Here is a 20,967-nt window from a genome sequence, read left to right as displayed (position 1 = left end):
TCCGCACGCTTATGCGTTGGGTTCGAAGATGCAGCGGCCGACAGGATGCCGGACGCCTTACGCGGCACAACCGAACCGGCTCGGCCGGGGACAGGATGTACGAATCGTCATTTGTCTCGACTGTACACTGCACCTCCGGCAGGGACCCAGAAACGCGGGCCCAAAACCGAAATTCTCTTGTGGATGATCGGAGCGATATGGTTAACGGGTTCTTAACAAACCCTTCAAACCACAGGGTTTTACACGACTGTCACAAAGCGCTCTAGCGCGTGCGCCCTTCGGCGAGATCGCGGGCCCAGGTTTCATTGCCCCATGCCCGCGCCATGGCAGACGCCGCCATGTTGTCATAAGCCACCTGCCGCAGATTGACGTGCCATTTTCCCGCCGAGAGCTCGACAATGGCATAGGCGGCCGCCGGCGAAAGCCGCGCCGCTGACACAGGATCGTTCATGTTGAACGAGGGCCGCCCCACGCTGCCAGGATTGAAAACGATCCGCCCGTCGTCCAGCGTCACCACCCGCGCAATATGGGTATGGCCACAACAATAGACCGGATAATCGCCATGAGGCAGTTCAGCCTCTACTTCTTCGAGCGAGGAAACACGGAAGCCGTGCTTTTTGACCTTGCGGTCGAGCCAATAGGTCTCGTCCGATCGCGGCGCTCCATGGCTCATAAAGATTGCATCGGCATAAATGGCCGTCTCGGGCAGGTGCTTGAGCCAATTCATCGGCTCACCCTCAATGGCGTCGATGATCTTGAGATCATCCTCGTCGAGCAGATCCGCATCGCCTTGTGCGAGGTAGCGATCGGTATTGCCGCGGATCGCCACCATATCGAGTTCAGCCATGACCGAGGCGGTCTTTTTGGGCCACAGGGGTCCGGCGAAATGATCGCCGAGATTGAGGATCTTCTCCACGTCGTGCCGCGCGATGTCGGCCAGCACCGCCTCAAGCGCCAGCACATTGGCGTGGACGTCGGAAATGACCGCGACCCGCATGATACTTAGGTGGTCTTCTTGCGGCGCTTGAATGCTTCGAGTTCGCGGCGCAGGGCTTCGATTTCCTCGCCCTGGATGCTCACCAGTTCGCGCAATGCGTCATAGTCCTCGCGCTTGACGAGGTTGAGATCGTTGACGACCCGCTCCATCTGGCCCCGGATGGCTGTCTCCGCCTCGCGGCGCGCACCATCGGCAACCGAGGCGGCATCGTTCATCAACCGCCCCAGATCGTCGAAAAACTTTTGTCCTTGCGACATCGCTCACTTCCTCTTGTTTGGCCGTCCGGCCCACTGCCAACTATGTAGGGGCTCGAGGACCGCTTGACCAGAGCCGGTCCGGGCGGCATGGTCCCGCAAAATCGCAATCAGCTTCGAGGCCCCACGTGCCCTTCCCCATGATCGATCCGGTCGCCTTTGCCATCGGGCCCATCGTCATCCGCTGGTATGCACTGGCCTACCTGGCCGGCATTTTCCTCGGCGTAGGATACGGCATGCTGCTGCTCAGGCGCAAATCGCTCTGGGTCAATGGCACTCCACCCATGACCCCCGACGAATTGTTCGACTTCACCTTCTGGATCGTCATCGGCATCATCGTCGGCGGACGGCTGGGCTACGTTCTGTTCTACGATCCTTTGGTCTTTGCCGCAAACCCCGGCCAGATCATTGCCCTCTGGGACGGCGGCATGAGCTTTCATGGCGGCATGCTGGGCCTGATGGTTGCCATGATCGTCTACCTCAATCGCAAGAAGGCCAACATCCTGTCAGGCCTGGACCTGCTCGCCTGCTGCGCCACCATCGGCCTGTTTCTCGGCCGGGTTGCCAATTTCATCAACGCCGAACTCTACGGCTCTGTCACCACAATGCCCTGGGGCGTGATCTTCCCCGGCGGCGGCGACCTGCCGCGCCACCCCAGCCAGCTCTATGAAGGCCTGCTCGAAGGCGTCCTCCTGTTCCTCGTCATCCGCTATTTCACCCACGTCAAACTGGTGCTGCGTCGCCCCGGCACCGCAGCAGGAATCTTCGGTGTCGGCTATGCGCTTTCGCGCATCTTCGTCGAATTCTTCCGCCTGCCCGACAGCCATATCGGCTATCTCGCCTTCGGCTGGCTGACCATGGGCATGGTTCTTTCGCTGCCTATCCTGATTACGGGCATTGCGTTGATTGTCTGGAGTCAAAAGCGTCGTCATGGCTGAGCCGGGCCTCTCCCTGGGCGATCTGATCGACATGCAGATCCGCCAGCAAGGACCGATGTCGCTGGCGAGCTATATGGGCCTGTGCCTGACCCATCCCACACGCGGCTATTACCGCAAGGCCGACCCGCTCGGCACCGGCGGCGACTTCATCACCGCCCCCGAAATCAGCCAGACCTTTGGCGAAATGATCGGAGCGTGGATCGCCGATCTCTATCTCCAGATGGGCAGTCCGGAAAAATTCACGCTTCTCGAGCTCGGGCCCGGACGCGGAACGCTTCTTGCCGACGCCCTCCGCGTCGCAACCCGTGCCACCGGCCTCGCCGAAGCTCTCGACCTCAAACTCTATGAAACCAATCCGGTCCTCGCCGCCATGCAGCGCGAAAGGCTTTCGGCACATTCGCCCGACTGGATCGAGGACGTCGAAACCCTTGGCGCCTCTCCGCTCATCATCATCGCCAACGAATTCTTCGACGCGCTCCCGGTCCGCCAATTCGTCAGGCGCGAGGGCAAATGGTATGAACGCAGCGTCGGACTTGCCGATGGCCAGCGCGTCTTCGGTCTGTCGCCCACGCCTTATCAGGAAGCTCTGATCGGGGAGGCTTTCGCATCGGCGGAAGATGGCGAGGTCGCCGAAATCGGGCTGGCGGGGCAACAGTTCATGGGCCAGCTCTGCCGCCTTCTCGGCCCGCGTGGCGGTGCGTTGCTCACCATCGATTATGGCTACGCGCACACCCAACCCGGCGAAACCCTGCAGGCTCTTGCCCGCCATGCTCCCGTCGATCCCCTCGCGCAACCCGGCGCGGCCGATCTCACAACGCATGTGGATTTCGAAGCGCTGGGGCGCGCTGGGCGCATGGCTGGGTTGACGGTCCACCCCATTGTGACCCAGGGCAGTTTTCTTACATCATTGGGGCTGGCCGAGCGTCATTCAGCACTCGCCACGGCAAACCCGCAAAAGGCCGCCTCCCTCGCATCGGCCTTCGACCGGCTCACACGGGCCGATCAGATGGGTGAGCTGTTCAAGGTCCTGTGCGCTGCCAGCCCGGGACTGCGCCCAGCGGGGTTCCCCGCGTAGAGAAAGCCTGCCTCACAATGCATCCGCCCATCGAAAAAAGCCCAGCAATCACCGAAGCGCCTGCTGTCCGTCACGGATTTTTCGGACGGCGCGGCGGGGTGTCTGAAGGCGAGTTCGCCTCGCTCAACGCCTCGCGCTCGGTTGGTGACGACGCGGCCAATGTCGTCGACAATGTTCATCGCGCCGTCATGGCCCTCAAGGGCGGCCCCATTGAAGTCGCTCTCGCCAAACAGGTTCATGGCACCCACGTCCATGTCGTCGACAATGGCTTCAGGGTTGGAGATCGTCTCGAAGCGGACGCTATGGTCACCACCCGGTCGGGCATCGCGCTGGGCATTTTAACTGCCGATTGCGCGCCCATTCTGCTTGCCGATCCCGAGGCAGGGATAATCGGCGCGGCCCATGCCGGCTGGAAAGGTGCCGTCGGCGGCATATTGGCCAATACCGTCGCCGCCATGGAACAGTTGGGGGCTTCGCGCGCCAACATCATCGCCGCCATCGGCCCGGCCATATCGGCCCCAAATTATGAGATCGGCGAGGAGATGGCCGACGAGATTCGCGCCCAGTTCCCCGACGCTGCCGATTTCATCATCACCGAGGGCTGGCCCCGGCCCCATTTCGACGTGCCCGGCCTCGTGCTCTCGCAGGCAAAATCGCTGGGCATCGGCACAGTCGAATCGGTCGGAAGCTGTACCTACGCCCATCCCGATCTCTACTTCTCCCACCGCTACGCGACCCACAACAACACACGCGCGGGGCGCCAGATTGCGCTCATTGCGAGGGGGTGACACCCTGTGCAGACGGGCAACACCGTTAACCGCCCTTCACCTTCATTCAAAAGTCATATTGAGTTTGCGGCCTTCGGGGTCTAAACGTCCGCCCAACAAGCTCGGGGCATTGGCGGCCTCTGGCGATCAGGGCACATATAGAGGCTGACCATGAAGCTGGTGACGGGCAACTCAAACCTCACCGTGGCCAAGGCCGTTTCCGACTATCTCGAAATTCCACTGACCGACGCGTCGGTCAAGAAATTCGCCGACAAGGAAATTTTCGTGGAGATCCACGAAAACGTGCGCGGCGAGGATGTGTTCATCCTCCAGTCCACGTCCTTTCCGGCCAATGACAATCTCATGGAATTGCTGATCCTGATCGACGCGATGCGCCGCTCCTCGGCCCGTCGCATCACGGCGGTCCTGCCCTATTACGGCTACGCGCGTCAGGACCGCAAATCGGCCCCCCGCACGCCGATTTCGGCAAAGCTTGTGGCCAACCTCATAACCCATGCCGGCGCCAACCGCATTTTGACCCTGGATCTGCACGCACCGCAAATCCAGGGTTTTTTCGATATCCCGACCGATAATCTTTACGCCGCTCCGGTCCTCACCCGTGACATCGCCGAAAACTACGACACCTCCAAGGTGATGATCGTCTCCCCCGACGTTGGTGGCGTATTGCGGGCCCGCAACGTCGCCAACCGCATCGGCGCGCAACTGGCCATCGTCGACAAGCGCCGTCCGCGCGCCGGCGTATCCGAAGTGATGAACATCATCGGCGACGTCGAGGACCAGTCCTGCATTCTGATCGACGATATCGTCGATTCCGGCGGCACGCTGGTCAACGCGGCCGAGGCGCTGCTCAATGCCGGCGCCAGGGAAGTTTCGGCCTATATCACCCACGGCGTCCTCTCGGGCGACGCGCCCGAGCGCATTGCCAAGTCGCGGCTCAAGGAACTGGTCACCACCGATTCCATCGAAATGACCGAGGCCGTCGCCAAGGTCGGCAAGATCCGCCACATTTCGATCGCAACCCTGATCGGCGAGGCAATAGCCCGCACAGCGTCCGAACAGTCGGTTTCGAGCCTGTTCGACTGAACGCCGCACGCAACCAGGGTTAACAACACCTTAACACCAGGCCCCGGAATCATCCCGGCTGCCGCCCGATCGGCGAATCTCTCACGCTGCCATTGCTCGAATGGAAGCGAGGGGATTTTGACCGATGACCACGACTCAGCCACAAGCGCTGCCTGTACGCGGAACCTTGCACTGGCTCCGGCATTTTCCCTTTTTGCGGAAGATCCGGTGGGGCGAGCCAGCCATGACCGCGTACGCTGCGTATGTGGAAGTATCAGTGAAAAAGACCCCTCCCCGTCACCCTTTGGTGGCCCCGCGCTCAAGCGCCGAGACCGAGCTGTTGGCTCTTCTCGATGAAATTCCCGGTTGGCCCGACGCAATGCTCGTGCACATGCACAAGCGCTTCGGCACCAGCCGCCTGTTCCGTGTCCATCACGATCCCGATGGACCGTTGACCGAACGCGCCATGACACTGCGCGCCGCGGCGCTCGACGAAATGAGCCGGCGCGGGCTCGAAGCGCCGGCGGAAGACGAAGACTAGCGCTATCGGGCCTCTTGCCCAATTTTTCCGCCTCCTGTATAGACCCGCCCCATGAAGCGCTCGTCACCCCTGGAGGACGGGCGCGCGTTTCGTTCGGAGCGTTTCCAGAAAAAGTGGACACCACTTTTTCGGTTCGGAAACGTGACAAGGAAAAATCCGGAGAAACGCACCCAACCAATGGATGATTTCCATGAGCGTCGAGCTGAAGGCTTCGGTGCGGGACCGGGTGGGCAAGGGGGCCGCTCGTGAACTGCGTCGTCAAGGTCTGGTTCCTGCCGTTATTTACGGCGATAAGAAAGCCCCTCTTTCCATCGCGATTTCCTACAAGGATACGTTCCGCAAGATTCATGACGGCGGGTTTCTCTCGCACGTCATCGAGATCGATGTGGACGGCAAAAAGCACCGCGTGATCCCCAAGGATTACCAGCTTGAGCCCGTGCGCGACTTCCTCGTGCATGTGGACTTTCTCCGCGTGGGCAAGAATTCGACCCTTACCGTCGAAGTTCCCGTCCACTTCGAGAACGAAGAAAAGTCCCCCGGCCTCAAGAAGGGCGGCGTGCTCAACGTCGTGCGGCACACTGTCGAAGTGTCCGTTCCGGCCGATTCGATCCCCGAATACCTCGTGGTCGATCTGTCCAAGGCCGAAGTCGGCGACTCGCTGCACATCTCGGCCGTGGACCTGCCCGAGGGTGTCGTCCCGACCATCACCGATCGCGACTTCACCATCGCCACCATCGCTGCTCCGTCTGCCCTGCGCTCGTCCGAAGGCGCTGAAGACGCGGACTCCGATGAAGGCGACGAAGACGAAAAAGACGAAGACTAAAACCTTCGGGCCGGCGGCTCGGAGCGCTTCCAGGAAAAGTGGCATCCACTTTTCCGGTTCGGAGGCGTGACCAGCAAAGAGCCGCCGGCCCCGCTTTTCCCGGAGAGATGCGATGCACCTGATCGTAGGGCTCGGCAATCCCGGCGCCGAATATGCTGCCCACCGGCACAATATCGGCTTTCTGGCCGTCGACGAGATCGCCCGCCAGCACAGTTTCCCACCCTTTCGCCAGAAATTTTCCGCCCTCGTGTCCGAAGGCGTGATCGATGGCGAAAAAATCATGCTGATCAAGCCCCAGACCTTCATGAACCGCTCGGGCGATTCCGTCGCCCAGGCTGCCCAGTTCTATAAGCTCGCTCCTGCCGATATTTCCGTCATCCACGACGAACTCGACCTCGCCCCCGGCAAGGTGCGCGTCAAGACGGGCGGCGGCAATGGCGGGCATAATGGATTGCGCTCCATCGAAAGCCATCTGGGCAAGGATTTCGTGCGTATCCGTCTGGGCATCGGCCATCCGGGCCACAAGGACCGCGTGCATTCCCATGTGCTCTCGAACTTCCACAAGGCCGAAAACGAGTGGCTGGAACCCCTGCTCGATGCGCTGGCAAAAAATGCCGCTTTGATTGCCAAAGGTGACGCGGCAGCGCTGATGAACAAGCTTGCGCTCGCCCTTCCTACAGCATCGAAGTCCGAAGCGGATAAGTCCGCACCCAAGGCCCAAAGTCATGTCCGGCAGGCCCGCCCATCCACTCCCCAGACCAAACTCCCCGAATCCGGTCCCATGGCCGACATGCTCAAAAAGCTGTTCGGGAAGAAGGACTGAGGCCGCGACGGTTAGGGTTTCACTCTCGCTCAAGCCCCTGACACAGATGTGTGCGGCAGAGTGAATTGGAGACCGGTCGACGGATCGGCGCCAGCGCCCCTCCTCGCTCCTCTGCCCCACCGCTCCCCCGGATTCCCGCTCCATTGCCCCCGCTCTTTCCTCTCCCTCGCTTCCCCGGCGAAAGCCGGGGTCCATGTGTCTCTCCTCTCGCACCGGAGTATGGGCAAGGCTGCTGGGTCGCGGATCAAGTCCGGGACAGCGAAAGGAAGGCCGGAAAAATATTTATCCCCGCCCCATCACCCCCGTGCCATTCTCCTCCCACGGCCGCACCAGAGACGAGGATGCATACGAGCTTCCGGTGAGGGCGGGATTGGAGAAGGGGGAGCATGGGTCCGAGCCTTAGGACCGCATCGGCCCTCGGGCACTTCGATCCCATCCGACAGGCCGATCCGGGTTCCATGCGGGTCGCCGCAGGGAAGGCCCAAAGCGGACGGATGGCCGGGCGAGGATGGGAGTCCACGTCGTACTCCCGAAAGGGAGAGGGGCACCGACGGGAAGTTGGCAGGGAAAGTGGGCACCGGTTTCCCGGTTCGCCAACCGACCCACTAAAAATGCCAATATCCCGGACGACAAACCCCAGCCCGAGACGCCGCCATAAGCCCAAAACCCCGGATGCGTGGGGCGATGATCGCTTCATATAAAAACTAAATCATGCGGAGCGTTCATCGCCCCATGCCGTCTACTTCGATCCGTCCTTCGGCCAATCGTGCCGGTGGCACGATTGGAGGTGAGAAGGCCATGAGAGCCAAGCTCGAATGGCAATCAAAGCCCGAGGCGATCTCGCCGTCGGACGCATCGGCACGTCCAGCTTCTCTTGACTTCCGCGCCTGCCTGCACGAGTTAAGGCCCAACGCTTTCTGCGCCCGGTCGGGCGCCATTTCCGAGGTTCCATCATGGGTTTCAAATGCGGCATCGTCGGTCTGCCCAATGTCGGCAAATCGACGCTTTTCAACGCCCTCACCCAGACTGCAGCGGCTCAGGCCGCGAACTTTCCATTTTGCACCATCGAGCCCAATGTGGGCGAGGTTTCCGTCCCCGATGAACGCCTCGACAAGCTGGCCGAGATCGGCAAGTCCAAGGACGTGATCCCCACCCGTCTTTCGTTCGTGGACATCGCCGGTCTGGTCAAGGGCGCATCCAAAGGCGAAGGGCTCGGAAACCAGTTCCTTGCCAACATCCGCGAATGCGACGCCATCGCCTACGTGCTGCGTTGCTTTGAAAACGACGACATCGTCCACGTCGCCGGCAAGGTCGATCCGATCGCCGACGCCGAAGTGGTCGAGACCGAATTGATGCTGGCCGACCTCGAAAGCCTTGAAAAGCGCATCGGTGGGCTCGAAAAGAAAATCCGCGCCAACGACAAGGACGCAAAGCTCACTCTCGAACTGGTCAACCGCGCCAAGGCGCTGCTCGAAGAGGGCAAGCCCGCCCGCCACACCGAGCGGGCCGCCGACGAGGAAAAGGCGTTCAGGGAACTCCAGCTCCTCACCGCCAAGCCGGTGCTCTATGTCTGCAATGTCGATGAATCCGCTGCAGCGACCGGCAATGAGCACACCAGAAAAGTCGAGGACTACGCCAAGGGCCACGAGGCTCGCACGGTGATCATCTGCGCCGAGATCGAGGCCGAACTGGCCGGGCTCGACGCCGCCGATCGCTCCGATTATCTCTCCTCGCTCGGGCTGGAGGAACCGGGCCTCAACAAGCTGATCCGCGAAGGCTACAAGCTCTTGCACCTCCAGACCTATTTCACGGTCGGCCCCAAGGAAGCCCGCGCCTGGACCATTCCGGTCGGCACCAAGGCTCCGCAGGCCGCCGGCGTCATCCACACCGATTTCGAGCGCGGCTTCATCCGCGCCCAGACCATCGCGTACGACGACTTCGTCGCGCTCGGGGGCGAAGTGGCTGCCAAGGAAGCCGGCAAGGCGCGCGACGAAGGCAAGGAATACGTCGTCAAGGATGGCGACGTGATGCTCTTCAAGTTCAACACCTGATCATGACGGCGCCGGGCACCCGGCGTCTGCCCCTGCCCGATTATCCTCCGGCAGGTCCGGGCCAGGATATGGAACCCGTGTAAATCCGATCCCGTTGCCTCACCTGAAAAAGGAGAGAGCACAATGGCCCATTACGTTCGTTTCCTCGCCATGATCGCCACATCGACGCTGGTGATGTTTGGGCTGATGTATCTCAACACCTACGCCCTCGATCACATCTTTTTCAGTGAGACCCGCGCCTATATGGCCCTGCTGATGGGGGCCACCATGGCAATCGTCATGCTCAGCTTCATGCTGGGCATGTACAAAAACACCGCGCTCAATATTTCCATCTATGTCGTCGCGATATTGGTCTTTGCCGGATCGCTCTATCTGGTTCGCTCGCAGGCCACGGTCGATGACGTCTCCTGGATGCGCGCGATGATCCCGCACCATTCCATCGCCATCCTCACCAGCGAAAACGCCAATCTTTCCGATCCCCGTGTCCTCGATCTCGCCAGCCGCATCATCGAAGCCCAGCGCAGCGAAATCGATGAGATGAAGGCCCTGATCGCCGATCTGGAGTGAGTGAAATGACATCCGCACACAAAGACCTAATCGACGCGCTGCTCGATAGATACGGGCAGACCTATTGCGACCAATTGCATATCCCCATCGCCGACAACACGCCCTCTCCCCTGTTCCGCTGGCTTTGCGCCTCGATCCTGTTCAGTGCCCGTATCGGCGCGGCCCAGGCCCTCGAGGCCGCTGCAGCTCTGGCCGACGCTGGCTGGACGACGCCGGAAAAACTCAAGGCCGCGACATGGAAAGAGCGGGTCGATGTACTCAACAACAATGGCTATGCCCGGTATGACGAAAGCACATCGCGCATGCTCGGCGGCACCGCCGAATATCTGATTGAAACCTATGATGGCGACCTGCGCGCCCTGCGCAAAAAGGCCGGTCGGGACGAGGCCGAAATGCGAAAAGCGCTCAAGGCGTTCAAGGGACTTGGCGACGTTGGGGTCGATATCTTCTTTCGCGAAGCACAGACCGCCTGGGGCGAACTCTATCCCTTCGCAGACAAAAAGAGCCTCGACGCCGCCCGAGAACTTGGATTGCCCCATACGGCGCAGGGATTGTCCAAACACGTGGCCGAGGCTGATTTCCCGCGCCTCGTAACCGCATTGGTCCGCGCCAGCCTGGACAAATCCATCGGGGACATCCGGCAGGCGGGCTGATCCGCGCGACACTTATCCCGCCACGCGGCGAATCGATTATCGTGCCCTGCCTGGTGCGGCAGGAGAGGTTATGAAATTCGATCTGGCACTGGTCTCGCCGCCGCTCAAAACCCATCATGGGCAAATATCTGCGCTCGGCACAGGGTCCGATCGGGGACCTTATGGCTTGTGCGCTGTTTATAAGCGCCGCCTTCGTGCCCCTTGCTTCGCCGATGCCCATGGGGCACAATCGGTGTTGACGTTAAGGACAACAAAGTGACCAATCCGATAACAAAAGATCGGCGCCATTTCGAGGATCTGACGGTCGGCGAGACCACTCCCCTTGGGCCGCGCACCGTCAGCAAGGCCGACATCATCGAATTTGCCACCGAGTTCGATCCCTTCCCCTTCCACCTCGACGAAAAGGCCGCCCGCGAAAGCCTGCTGGGCGGACTGGCCGCGAGCGGCTGGCAGACCGGAGCGCTCTCGCTGCGCATGCTGGTCGATGCGTTCCTGTCAAAGATCGCCTCAATGGGCGGGCTGGGCTTTACTGACCTCAAATGGAAGCGTCCCCTGATGAAGGGCGACACGCTGTCGGGCACAGCGACAGTTACCTCGCTGCGCCGCTCGGCCAGCCACGCCAACATGGGCATCCTCACCATCGATTTCGACATGCGCAACCAAAAGAACCAACAGGTGATGACCCTCACGCTCACCAATCTCGTTGAAGTGCGCAACTCGGCAGCCATGACCGAGGCTGCGCAATGACCCGCTGGTTCGAGGACGTTCAGATCGACATGCCCTTCGATCTGGGCAGCCATACCTTCACCGAGGATGAGATCATCCGCTTCGGCACGCTTTACGATCCGCAGTATTTTCACACCGACCCTGAAGCGGCGGCGCAGTCTCATTTCGGCGGACTGGTCGCTTCGGGCTGGCACACGGTCAGCGTCGGGCACCGGCTGATGGTGGACCGCCTCGTGGCCGAGGAAGACGTGGTGCGCGCCGAAGGGGGCGAACCGGGCGTGTCCGGCCCTTCGCCCGGCGTCAATCGTATGGACTTCAAGGCACCGGTCCGACCGGGTGATACCGTGCGCTACACCCTGACCGTCACGGGAAAGCGCCGGTCCAATTCCATTCCCGGCTGGGGTCTGCTGTTCAACCTGCTCGAGGCGCACAACCAGCATGGCGACCTTGTCTATTCGGCCGACCTCGTGGGATTCTCCAAGCTACGCGATTACAGGATGCCCCTCAGGGTGCGTGCCATGCTGGCGCTGACCAAGGTGCCCGGGCTCAAGGCTCTGGTGCAAAGATGAGCCCGCTCGAGCGCATCGCCATCGCCTTTGCCGGCCTGCTCGGCGCATCCGGGGTCGCCGCTGCGGCGGCATCGTCGCACGCTGGCGCTGCGCTGCTCGGCCCCTATTCGCTGATCGCGCTGAGCCATGCGCCGGCCGTTCTCGCTCTGGCGCTGGCCCGATTGCCGCGTATCTTCAACTGGGCCCTGATTGCGCTCATGGCGGGCGCGGGGCTGTTCTGCACCGATCTGGCGCTGCGATATTTCGCCGGCGGCTCGCCTTTGCCCTTGCTGGCGCCTGCCGGCGGCATGGCGCTGATCCTGGGCTGGCTCCTGCTGATCATCGCAGGGCTTTTCGGCAGACGAGACTGATCGGAGCGCCCCCTATCGGGTGCCCTTTTCCGCCCAGACGGCGCCGATCCGCGGCATGCTGGTTTCGATCCAATCGGCCAATCCGCCCACCTTTTCGGCGGCCTCGCGCCCCAGCGGCGTGAGGCTGTATTCGACATGGGGCGGGACGACCGGATAGGCGCGACGATCCACCATGCCGTCATCCTCGAGCCATTGCAGGGTCTGAGCCAGCATGCGCTCGCTCACGCCCCCGATCTTGCGGCGCAATTCGGAAAACCTGTGAGTGCCCCCCAAAAGCACGATAAGGACCAGCACCCCCCACCGGCTGGTGAGATGCTTGAGCACTTCGCGTGATGGGCACGCCTCGGAAAACAGTTGGCCCCGTTCCATGGCATGCGCCAGAGGCCCGCTGGTGACCTGACTGTCGTTGGCACTCATTTGATACTTACCTTTGCGTACGTACTTACTTTTCGTAAGTGTTCACTTTATATCGGTCGACGCAATACGACAACACTGGAGTTGATCTCATGTACGCAGTCACCGGAGCCACCGGCCAGCTCGGCCGTCTCATCATCGCGGCACTCAAGGAAAAGGGCCTTGGCGACCAGACAGTCGCGCTGGCGCGCGACCCCGCCAAGGGCACCGATTTGGGCGTCACCACGCGCCCGTTCGATTACGATAAACCCGAAACGCTCGAGCCGGCCCTTAAGGGTGTCGAAAAGCTGCTGCTGGTCTCGGGCAGCGAAGTGGGCAAGCGGGTGCCCCAGCACAAGGCGGTCATCGATGCCGCCGTTCGCGCCGGGGTGAAGCATTTTGTCTATACAAGCCTGCTGCATGCCGACACCTCCGAGATCGTTCTTGCGCCAGAACACCGCGAGACAGAATCCGCGCTCAAGGCTTCCGGGCTCGATTACACAATCCTGCGCAACTCCTGGTACACAGAGAACTACACGGGCAATCTCGGCGGAGCGCTCGCCAACGGCGCGATCATCGGCTCGGCCGGCCAAGGCAAGCTCAACACCGCCAACCGTGCCGATCTGGCCCAGGCGGCCGCCAATGTGCTGACCACTGATGGCCATGCTGGCAGGATCTATGAGTTGGGCAATGATCAGCCCTATACGCTGGCAGATCTCGCCGCCGAGGCTTCACGCCAGTCGGGCAAGACAATCGTCTATACCGACCTGCCCAAAGCCGAATACGCGAAAATTCTCGAACGCTTCGGCCTGCCCGCACCCGTGGCGGACATGCTGGCCGACAGCGACGCGAAAGCGGCAGAGGGCGCGCTTGCAGACGATAGCGGCACACTGGGCAAACTGCTCGGCCGACCGACCCAGACCCTGGAACAGGCCGTCGCCGAAGCGCTCAAATAACGATGATCGAGAGCGGCCAAAAAGGCCGCTCTCAGTGCCCCTCGAACGTCATCAGTGCCTCGACCCTGACGCCATGGGCGCGCAATTTCTCGGCGCCCCCGATGTCGGGGAGATCGATGACAAACCCTGTGTGCTCGACCCTGGCCCTTGTCCGTCGCAACAGGGAGACGGCCGCAATTGCAGTTCCACCCGTGGCGATAAGATCGTCGATCAGCAACACATTGTCGTTTTCATCAACGGCATCGGCATGAATTTCGATGGTGTCCACGCCATATTCGAGCGCGTAGTTCTGTCCGATCGTCTCACCGGGCAGCTTGCCGGCCTTACGCACCGGAACAAACCCCACGCCAAGCGCGATGGCGACCCCGGCCCCGAAAATGAAACCCCGCGCCTCGATACCGGCCACCTTGGTGATCCCCAGACCACGATGCGCCGCCGCCAGCCGCTCGCAGCTTTCGCTGAACCCGGCCGAATCCTCGATCAATGATGTGATGTCGCGAAAGATGATGCCGGGCTTGGGGTAGTCGGGAATCGAGCGCACGAGTGCCTTGAGGTCGGTGGCCATGAAACAGAGCTCCGCAGGACGAATTCAAATGGAACGGGATTGAAGCGCGACTCTAGCCGGAAACGACAGGCTCAGAAATAGCGATTGGGAGGGACGACCCTGGCCGTCATCTCTCCTGCCTTGCGCGCGGCGCGCTTGGTCGCCTCAAAGGCAGCCTGCCTGCGTTCTTCGGAAACCAGATTTGGCGCGGCTTTGATGGCCGAGCGAACCACCGGGTTGCGGCTCGCCGCAAATGCCAGAAAAGCCGCCGTTTTGGCCACTCGAAAAACCGACATCGTTCTCCTCCAATCGATCCCGATTGAGATTGCAGCGTCAAGGCCACCACAATGAAGACTTTGACGGTTGCGGACAAGGGCGAAATTTGCCGCAACAAAAAGGGCCCCGCAGGGCCCTTTTCAAATGGCTAGTGGGCATCGCGCCAGATGCGGCGTTTGACCAGATACATCAGAATGGACAGCCCGATCAGGAACAGGATCACAACAAAGCCTGTCGACTTGCGCGAAACCATGTGCGGGTCTGCCGTCCACTGCAGGAAGGCCGCGACGTCCCTGGAATACTGCTCGACCGTCTCGGGCGTCGTCTCATCGGAATAGGACACGATGCCGTCCGAGAGTGGCGGTGCCATGGCGATGAAATGACCCGAGAAATATTCGTTGTAGCTGAGGCCAGGAGCAACCTCGACGCCCTCGGGCGCTTCCTCATAGCTGGTCAGCAGATTGTAGATATAGTCCGCCCCCGCTTCCTGATAGGCGGTGAAGTAGTTGAAGACCCACCAGGGGAAATCCATGTGGATGCCGCGCGCCTTCGCCATCAGTGAAAGGTCGGGGGGCGCCTTGCCACCGTTCGCTTCGGCAGCGATCTGCTCGGACGGGAACGGGTGCGGCCAACGGTCGGCCGGCACGCCTTCGCGCTCTCCACCTTCCGCCATCTCATCGGCGACAGTGTATTCGGCAGCAAGGGCCCGAACCTGATCTTCGCTGTAATGGGGACCACCCTCCTCGGCCAGATTGCGGAACGAGATGTATTCCAGCGCGTGGCAGCTTGAGCAGACCTCGCGATAAACCTGGAAACCGCGGCGAAGCTGGTTCTGGTCGTATGTGCCGAACACGCCGGCAAAGCTCCAGTCCTGCTGATCGGTGTGCGGATACTCTTCAGCGGCCTGCACGCTGGCGCCACCAAGCGCAAATGCCGCAACGGCGAGTACGCCAAGGATCGTCTTTTTAAGCATTATCGTTGTCCTTCGCGCCTTATCAGCCATTCGCCTTGCCCAGCACGCTTTCCGAAATGCTGGCTGGAAGCGGCGCCGGCTTTTCGATGCGTCCCAGGATCGGGAGAATGATGAGGAAGTAGCCGAAATAATAGGCCGTGCAGATCTTGGCCAGCAGCACGTAGATGCCTTCGGCCGACTGCGCACCCAGATAGGCAAGCGCAATGAAGTTGATCACGAACAGCCAATAGAACGGGCGGAACAGCGGGCGGAACGAGCCCGAGCGCACCTTGGAGGTATCGAGCCACGGCACTACGAACAGGATGAGCAGCGAACCGCCCATCGCGATGACGCCGCCAAGCTTGGAGTCGATGAACAGCACGTTGAAATCGATGGCGCGCAGCATCGTGTAGAACGGCAGCAGATACCATTCGGGAACGATATGTGTTGGCGTGACCTGCGGATTGCCGGGAATGTAGTTGTCCGCGTGGCCCAGAATGTCGGGCGCAAAGAACACGAACCAGGCGAACGGGATGAGGAACACCACGAGCGCGAACATGTCCTTCATCGTGATGTAGGGATGGAAAGGCAGCGTATCGCGGCTTTCCTTCACGTCCACGCCGGTCGGGTTGTTGTTGCCTGGCACATGGAGAGCCCAGATGTGCAGCACCACGACGGCGGCGATGATGAAGGGGATGAGATAGTGCAGCGAGAAGAAGCGGTTCAGCGTGGGATTGGCCACCGAGAACCCGCCGAGCAGCAGGGTCTGGATGGCTTCACCGACAAGAGGGATCGCCGAGAAGATGCCGGTGATGACCGTCGCGCCCCAAAGGCTCATCTGCCCCCAGGGCAACACATAGCCCATGAAGGCCGTCGCCATCAAAAGGATGAACAGGATAACGCCCAGCATCCAGATGACTTCGCGTGGCGCCTTGTAGGAACCGTAATAAAGGCCACGGAAAATATGGACATAAAGAGCGGCAAAAAACATCGAGGCGCCCACCGCGTGGGTACCCTGGATGATGCGCCCGAAATTGACGTCACGCCGAATGTGTTCGACCGAGGCGAAGGCCAGGTCCACATGCGGGGTATAGTGCATCACCAGAATGACACCGGTCACGATCTGGACGACCAGCATGAAGGTGAGGATGGCGCCGAAAGTCCACCAGTAATTGAGGTTCTTCGGCGTTGGGTAGTCCATCAGATGTTCTTTGGAGAACCTGATGATGGGAAGGCGGTCATCGAGCCAGCGCTCGATCCCGGTGCCCGGCGTATAGTTGCCAGCGTGATTGGCCATGCCCTCTACTCCCCTTAACCGATCTGCACGACAGTGTCGGACACGAACTCATAGGGCGGCACGACGAGGTTCCTCGGCGCCGGCCCGCGACGAATGCGGCCTGCAGTGTCGTAGTGCGACCCGTGGCAGGGGCAGAACCAGCCGTCGTAATCGCCCGACTCCCCAACCGGCACGCAGCCCAGATGGGTGCAGTTGGCGACCATGATGAGCCATTCTTCGTGCCCCTCGAGCACGCGCTCTTCGTCGGTCTGCGGGTCCTTGAGATCGGCAAGCGGCACGGCACGCGCCTCTTCGATCTCTGCCGGCGTGCGGTGCCGCACGAAAACCGGAAGCCCGCGCCACATGATGGTCACCGAAGATCCCTCGGCCACCGGAGCAACGTCGAAGCGGATCGAGGCCAGGGCCAGAACCGACGCATCGGGGTTCAATTGATTGATAAGCGGCCAGGCGGCTCCCGCCACCCCGACTGCACCGACCGCACCGGTCGCGATGAATAGAAAATCGCGCCGTGTCGCTTTTGTTTCGCTCGCTGTCGCCAAAGCTCTAGATCCCCAAAAGGCCTGCACAAACTTGTTCTGATATCCGCCGGACGCCGGTGATTTACACGCATGGGTACGCGAGTCGGGTCCGCCGCCGCCAGGCGGTGCGGATTTTTGGCTTCTTTTTGCACTGTCTCATGGACTTGTCCAGCCTTGCCAAAGGTGACTTGATCGATCTGCGACACTATACCCACCAAACTTACGCCAACCCCCTGCCACGGTCATGCCATTGCCCATCGCCCTAGCCCTTTATCAGCCCGACATCGCCCTCAACACCGGAACACTGCTGCGACTGGGGGCGTGTCTGGGCGTGCCGGTCCATATCATCCACCCCACGGGATTTGCTTTTTCCCGCGCCGCGCTCAAGCGCTCGGGCATGGATTATCTCGACAGCGTCGAGATGATCGAGCACGACAGTTACGCCCGGTTTGACCACTGGCGCCGGGACCAGGGCAAACGACTCGTCCTGCTGACCACACGAGCCAGCATTCCCCATCATGGCACACGGTATGAGGCCGACGACATTCTCATGGTCGGGCGTGAAAGTGCCGGCGTGCCGCCCGAGATCGCCGACAGTGCGGAGCTGCGTGTCCGCATCCCCATGCAGCCGGCATCCCGTTCGCTCAATGTGGCAATTTCCGCTTCCATCGTTCTGGGCGAGGCCTTGCGCCAGACGGGTGGCTTTGAGCGGCTGACCGGCTCGCCCGCGACAGGCTGACGCATTTGATCCCGATCAAGCACTTTTGCCCGATTCTGCCGCATGGTCGCGCCAGTTCCAACGTGATAGGGACCCGGCACGGACAATGAATATGCAGATGCTTACGACAATGGCTCTACCCGACGACATCGAAGACAAGAAGGCTCGCGCCAGCGCCTGGTTCAAATCGGTCCGCGACGATTTGTGCGCCGCGATCGAAACCCTTGAGGACGAAGTGAGCGGCGCCCACGCAGACATGGCCCCCGGCCGGTTTGAGCGCGAAACCTGGGACCGGCCGGCGGGCGGAGGCGGCGAGATGTCGATCATCAAGGGCCGGGTCTTTGAGAAGATGGGTGTTCACATCTCGACGGTGTTTGGAGAATTTTCGCCCGAATTCGCCAAGCAGATCCCGGGCACCGAGGAAAATGCCCAGTTCTGGGCTTCGGGCGTCTCGGTGATCGGCCACCCCTGGAACCCTAACGTACCTGCCGTTCACATGAACACGCGCATGGTGGTGACATCCAACTGGTGGTTCGGCGGGGGCGGCGACCTGACCCCGGTGCTCGATTCACGCCGGACCCAGACCGATCCCGACAGCATCGATTTCCATGCTGCGATGAAGGCGGCCTGTGAGCCCCACAAGCAGGTCGATTACCAGCGCTACAAGGATTGGTGCGACGAGTATTTCTTCCTCGCCCACCGCGACGAGCCGCGCGGGATCGGCGGGATTTTCTACGACCGCCACAACAGCGGCGATTGGGATGCCGATTTTGCCTTTACCCAGGATGTGGGCCGGCATTTCATAGATATCTATCCCGAACTCGTCCGCCGCAATTTCAATGAGACCTGGACCGACGAGCAGCGCGAAGAACAGCTCGTTCGGCGCGGACGCTATGTCGAGTTCAACCTGCTCCATGACCGGGGCACGACGTTCGGGCTCAAGACGGGCGGCAATGTGAGATCGATTCTCTCGTCCATGCCCCCGACCGTTCGCTGGCCCTGATGGAACTTCCGACGCTCCCGATCGTTTCCTCAAGCTAGACTTCGTGCAACCCGAAAGGAGACGGAGGAACACTCATGAAACGATTTGATGGTGGATCGCTGATACCGGGCGCAACCTGGCACGCGACGGCAGAAAGCGAGGCCGAAGTGGTCCGCAAGGCCGTCGAAAAACTCAGAGCCGAACACGGCGAGTCCGAGGTGCGGCCCGATATGGTCGAGCGCATCAAGGATCGCATTTTCGACGTCGAAACACGTCACTGATCCCGTAAGGCGGACCGGGCAAGCGCCATAAGTGCTGTCCGGTCCAGCGAAAACCTTGACTCGATCCAGAGATTTTCAAGCCTTTGCAGTTCGGCCCCCACGGTGGGGCCGGGCGCATGACCGGCTAAAACCAGGTCCGAACCCGACAGCGGGAACCTTCCGGGATTGATTGTCTGCAAGGCCGTCAGGCGCTCATTGAGCCAGTTTTCCGCGCTGCCCTCGATCGCGGCAGCAATGGCCAGTCCCGCCTCACGCTCACCGTGATATCGATAGGCCAGTTCGGCCAGATGATCCCGACGCGCCAGGTCGGCAGCCCCAATCAGCCGCTCGACGCGCGCCATGTTGGCGTTGGAAAGCCGCCACATGTTCTGGAGCGATTGCCTGCCCGCGCCGGCAAGGGCCATCACGGCCATCCGCATCTCCGCATCGAGCGGAACGGCAAATGCTTCGAGTCGCGCCAAATCGGCCAATACACGGGGCGAGAAGAGTTCTGTCGGCAACACGCCGATAACGGCCATCTCCGCCAGGGCCGCTGCACAGCGGCGATGCGAGAGCAGCCGCATCATTTCACGGCCGACACGCTCGGCTGAAAGCGCGCCGAGATCGTCTGCCCCGCGCTTGCACGCTGCAATGGCCATTGGATCGAACTGCTGGTTGCCGTGGCTGACGACAAATCGGAAATAACGATAGACACGCAGCCGATCCTCGGCGATTCGCGCGTCGGGATCGCCGATGAAGCGAACCCGGCCCGAAAGGCAATCGTCCAATCCACCAAGCGGATCGAACAATTGGCCCTTCGGGCCGCAATAAAGAGCGTTCATCGTGAAATCCCGGCGCCGCGCATCTTCGGTCCAGTCGGTTCCGAACGAGACCCTTGCCTTGCGCCCGAAGGTCTCAACGTCCTGGCGCAGGGTTGTGACTTCAGCAATACGACCATTGTGGACAAGCGTCATGGTGCCATGTTCGATGCCAGTGGGATGGACATTCATGCCCGCGGCCCTGCCGCGTTCAGCCACCTGCTCGGGCACGAATTCGCTCGCCATATCGATATCGGGTCGCCCGCCTTCGATGCCGAGCAGAGTGTCGCGCACGATCCCGCCCACCGCCCGCGTCTTGCCGCCTTCGCCGTCAAGGCAAGCGAAAAATGGCTGCGCTGCCTTCAGCCAGGATGCATGCGCGAGCCGCTCCAGCGCGGCGTTAGGATTCATCGTGCGGCTCCGTCAAAACGCTGTCGCGGAAACGGCGGGTGAGGTTGGCGGTTATCCCCCAGATACGGTGACCCTCATGGTCGATCTGCCAGCTTTGCCGCTCACGCCCACGATAGACCGCGCGAAAGGTGCTATAGCTTTTTTCATCGATCAGCGTTTCGAGCGGCACTTCAAATACATCGTCCACCTCGCCCGGATTGGGAACGAAAGGTGCACGGGGATCGACGATGGCCACTACCGGAGTGATGAAGTAATTCGTGCCGGTGTAATAATAGGGCATATAGCCGAGAATTTCCGCATCGTCGCGATGCAGCGCGACCTCTTCATTGGCTTCGCGTAATGCGGCGTAGGCGGCATCCTGATCCTCTGGATCGATCCGCCCGCCGGGAAATGCCACCTGCCCCGAATGCTTGCGCAAGGCCGTCGCCCGCTCGGTATAGAGCACGTTGTAGCCCATGCCGCGCTTGACCAGCGCGATCAGCACCGCCGCAGGCACCGGCACCGCATCGCCCAGATCGCTGATCACGAAATCGGCGATAAGATCGGATGCATCGGGCATGGGCTCGGCGGCCGGCAAAAGCCGCGTCACGATCTGCCTGATATCGCTCTCGCTCGACATGCGATC

Annotated in this window: 27 protein-coding genes; 17 read left to right on the top strand and 10 right to left on the bottom strand. The window is 61.2% G+C overall.

Annotation, left to right across the window (positions count from 1 at the left end; all coding sequences use genetic code 11):
• Positions 1-262: 262 nt before the first annotated feature.
• Both V6617_RS05850 and V6617_RS05845 read right to left on the bottom strand, forming a co-directional pair.
• Positions 263-997 (bottom strand): metallophosphoesterase family protein, encoded by a 735-nt coding sequence (locus tag V6617_RS05850; protein ID WP_338609728.1) that lies wholly within the window; start codon positions 995-997, stop codon positions 263-265.
• 5 nt (positions 998-1,002) lie between these two features.
• Positions 1,003-1,254 (bottom strand): accessory factor UbiK family protein, encoded by a 252-nt coding sequence (locus tag V6617_RS05845; RefSeq protein WP_014131331.1) that lies wholly within the window; start codon positions 1,252-1,254, stop codon positions 1,003-1,005.
• A gap of 137 nt (positions 1,255-1,391) precedes the next feature.
• On the opposite strand from V6617_RS05845, the gene lgt reads away from it, so the two are divergent.
• From lgt to V6617_RS05780, 13 genes are all read left to right on the top strand, one after another.
• A complete protein-coding gene (gene lgt, locus V6617_RS05840; RefSeq protein ID WP_338609727.1) occupies positions 1,392-2,189 on the top strand; it encodes a prolipoprotein diacylglyceryl transferase in 798 nt (265 codons plus the stop codon).
• Positions 2,182-3,264 carry a class I SAM-dependent methyltransferase gene (locus V6617_RS05835; protein WP_338609726.1) on the top strand — a complete coding sequence of 361 codons (1,083 nt, stop codon included), beginning with the start codon at positions 2,182-2,184 and terminating at the stop codon, positions 3,262-3,264. The genes lgt and V6617_RS05835 overlap by 8 nt, the downstream gene beginning before the upstream one ends.
• A gap of 17 nt (positions 3,265-3,281) precedes the next feature.
• Positions 3,282-4,052, top strand: a complete 771-nt coding sequence (gene pgeF, locus V6617_RS05830) for a peptidoglycan editing factor PgeF (RefSeq protein WP_338609725.1) — start codon at positions 3,282-3,284, stop codon at positions 4,050-4,052.
• Positions 4,053-4,202: 150 nt separating this feature from the next.
• Complete coding sequence (locus V6617_RS05825) at positions 4,203-5,135, top strand: ribose-phosphate pyrophosphokinase (protein WP_338609724.1); 933 nt, start codon at positions 4,203-4,205, stop codon at positions 5,133-5,135.
• 256 nt (positions 5,136-5,391) lie between these two features.
• Complete coding sequence (locus tag V6617_RS05820) at positions 5,392-5,655, top strand: hypothetical protein (protein WP_338609723.1); 264 nt, start codon at positions 5,392-5,394, stop codon at positions 5,653-5,655.
• 190 nt (positions 5,656-5,845) lie between these two features.
• A complete protein-coding gene (locus V6617_RS05815) occupies positions 5,846-6,478 on the top strand; it encodes a 50S ribosomal protein L25/general stress protein Ctc (protein ID WP_338609722.1) in 633 nt (210 codons plus the stop codon).
• A 112-nt stretch (positions 6,479-6,590) separates the two neighbouring features.
• Positions 6,591-7,301: an aminoacyl-tRNA hydrolase gene (pth, locus tag V6617_RS05810; protein ID WP_338609721.1), complete on the top strand. Its 711-nt coding sequence runs from the start codon at positions 6,591-6,593 to the stop codon at positions 7,299-7,301.
• A gap of 953 nt (positions 7,302-8,254) precedes the next feature.
• Complete coding sequence (gene ychF / locus V6617_RS05805) at positions 8,255-9,352, top strand: redox-regulated ATPase YchF (protein WP_338609720.1); 1,098 nt, start codon at positions 8,255-8,257, stop codon at positions 9,350-9,352.
• Between the two features lie 123 nt (positions 9,353-9,475).
• Positions 9,476-9,919, top strand: a complete 444-nt coding sequence (locus tag V6617_RS05800) for a DUF305 domain-containing protein (protein ID WP_338609719.1) — start codon at positions 9,476-9,478, stop codon at positions 9,917-9,919.
• A gap of 5 nt (positions 9,920-9,924) precedes the next feature.
• Positions 9,925-10,572 carry a hypothetical protein gene (locus V6617_RS05795; protein WP_338609718.1) on the top strand — a complete coding sequence of 216 codons (648 nt, stop codon included), beginning with the start codon at positions 9,925-9,927 and terminating at the stop codon, positions 10,570-10,572.
• 255 nt (positions 10,573-10,827) lie between these two features.
• Positions 10,828-11,319 (top strand): MaoC family dehydratase, encoded by a 492-nt coding sequence (locus V6617_RS05790; RefSeq protein WP_338609717.1) that lies wholly within the window; start codon positions 10,828-10,830, stop codon positions 11,317-11,319.
• Positions 11,316-11,867, top strand: a complete 552-nt coding sequence (locus V6617_RS05785; protein WP_338609716.1) for a MaoC family dehydratase — start codon at positions 11,316-11,318, stop codon at positions 11,865-11,867. The genes V6617_RS05790 and V6617_RS05785 overlap by 4 nt, the downstream gene beginning before the upstream one ends.
• Positions 11,864-12,217 (top strand): DUF423 domain-containing protein, encoded by a 354-nt coding sequence (locus V6617_RS05780; RefSeq protein WP_338609715.1) that lies wholly within the window; start codon positions 11,864-11,866, stop codon positions 12,215-12,217. The genes V6617_RS05785 and V6617_RS05780 overlap by 4 nt, the downstream gene beginning before the upstream one ends.
• A 12-nt stretch (positions 12,218-12,229) precedes the next feature.
• Here V6617_RS05780 and V6617_RS05775 read toward each other — a convergent pair whose 3' ends face one another.
• A complete protein-coding gene (locus tag V6617_RS05775) occupies positions 12,230-12,634 on the bottom strand; it encodes a helix-turn-helix domain-containing protein (protein WP_338609714.1) in 405 nt (134 codons plus the stop codon).
• Positions 12,635-12,723: 89 nt separating this feature from the next.
• On the opposite strand from V6617_RS05775, the gene V6617_RS05770 reads away from it, so the two are divergent.
• The gene (locus V6617_RS05770; RefSeq protein ID WP_338609713.1) at positions 12,724-13,566 is read left to right on the top strand and encodes an SDR family oxidoreductase; all 843 of its coding nucleotides are present in this window, start codon (positions 12,724-12,726) and stop codon (positions 13,564-13,566) included.
• 31 nt (positions 13,567-13,597) lie between these two features.
• Here V6617_RS05770 and V6617_RS05765 read toward each other — a convergent pair whose 3' ends face one another.
• The 5 genes from V6617_RS05765 to petA form a co-directional block, all read right to left on the bottom strand.
• Positions 13,598-14,131: an adenine phosphoribosyltransferase gene (locus V6617_RS05765; RefSeq protein WP_338609712.1), complete on the bottom strand. Its 534-nt coding sequence runs from the start codon at positions 14,129-14,131 to the stop codon at positions 13,598-13,600.
• A 71-nt stretch (positions 14,132-14,202) separates the two neighbouring features.
• Entirely contained in the window at positions 14,203-14,406 is a 204-nt protein-coding gene (locus V6617_RS05760; protein WP_338609711.1) for a hypothetical protein, read from the bottom strand.
• A gap of 128 nt (positions 14,407-14,534) precedes the next feature.
• Positions 14,535-15,359: a cytochrome c1 gene (locus V6617_RS05755; RefSeq protein WP_338609710.1), complete on the bottom strand. Its 825-nt coding sequence runs from the start codon at positions 15,357-15,359 to the stop codon at positions 14,535-14,537.
• A gap of 22 nt (positions 15,360-15,381) precedes the next feature.
• Positions 15,382-16,635 carry a cytochrome b gene (locus tag V6617_RS05750; RefSeq protein ID WP_338609709.1) on the bottom strand — a complete coding sequence of 418 codons (1,254 nt, stop codon included), beginning with the start codon at positions 16,633-16,635 and terminating at the stop codon, positions 15,382-15,384.
• Between the two features lie 14 nt (positions 16,636-16,649).
• Complete coding sequence (gene petA, locus V6617_RS05745; protein WP_338609708.1) at positions 16,650-17,174, bottom strand: ubiquinol-cytochrome c reductase iron-sulfur subunit; 525 nt, start codon at positions 17,172-17,174, stop codon at positions 16,650-16,652.
• A 223-nt stretch (positions 17,175-17,397) separates the two neighbouring features.
• On the opposite strand from petA, the gene V6617_RS05740 reads away from it, so the two are divergent.
• The 3 genes from V6617_RS05740 to V6617_RS05730 all read left to right on the top strand — a co-directional run bounded on the left by V6617_RS05740 (position 17,398) and on the right by V6617_RS05730 (position 19,134).
• Positions 17,398-17,892 (top strand): tRNA (cytidine(34)-2'-O)-methyltransferase, encoded by a 495-nt coding sequence (locus V6617_RS05740; protein ID WP_338609707.1) that lies wholly within the window; start codon positions 17,398-17,400, stop codon positions 17,890-17,892.
• 85 nt (positions 17,893-17,977) lie between these two features.
• Positions 17,978-18,874 (top strand): oxygen-dependent coproporphyrinogen oxidase, encoded by an 897-nt coding sequence (gene hemF / locus V6617_RS05735; protein WP_338609706.1) that lies wholly within the window; start codon positions 17,978-17,980, stop codon positions 18,872-18,874.
• Positions 18,875-18,948: 74 nt separating this feature from the next.
• Positions 18,949-19,134, top strand: coding sequence for a DUF1059 domain-containing protein (locus V6617_RS05730; RefSeq protein WP_338609705.1), 186 nt, complete (start codon positions 18,949-18,951; stop codon positions 19,132-19,134).
• Here V6617_RS05730 and V6617_RS05725 read toward each other — a convergent pair.
• Both V6617_RS05725 and V6617_RS05720 read right to left on the bottom strand, forming a co-directional pair.
• Positions 19,128-20,342 carry a CCA tRNA nucleotidyltransferase gene (locus V6617_RS05725; RefSeq protein ID WP_338609704.1) on the bottom strand — a complete coding sequence of 405 codons (1,215 nt, stop codon included), beginning with the start codon at positions 20,340-20,342 and terminating at the stop codon, positions 19,128-19,130. The two genes, V6617_RS05730 and V6617_RS05725, sit on opposite strands and share 7 nt — an antisense overlap.
• Complete coding sequence (locus V6617_RS05720) at positions 20,332-20,961, bottom strand: CoA pyrophosphatase (protein WP_338609703.1); 630 nt, start codon at positions 20,959-20,961, stop codon at positions 20,332-20,334. The genes V6617_RS05725 and V6617_RS05720 overlap by 11 nt, the downstream gene beginning before the upstream one ends.
• Positions 20,962-20,967 lie beyond the last annotated feature (6 nt).

It is taken from the genome of Pelagibacterium nitratireducens, from assembly GCF_037044555.1.
In the GTDB taxonomy this organism is placed as follows: Bacteria; Pseudomonadota; Alphaproteobacteria; order Rhizobiales; family Devosiaceae; genus Pelagibacterium; species Pelagibacterium nitratireducens.
The sequence above is the reverse complement of the archived record's forward strand: the minus strand, read 5'-3'. Positions and strand labels throughout refer to the sequence as shown.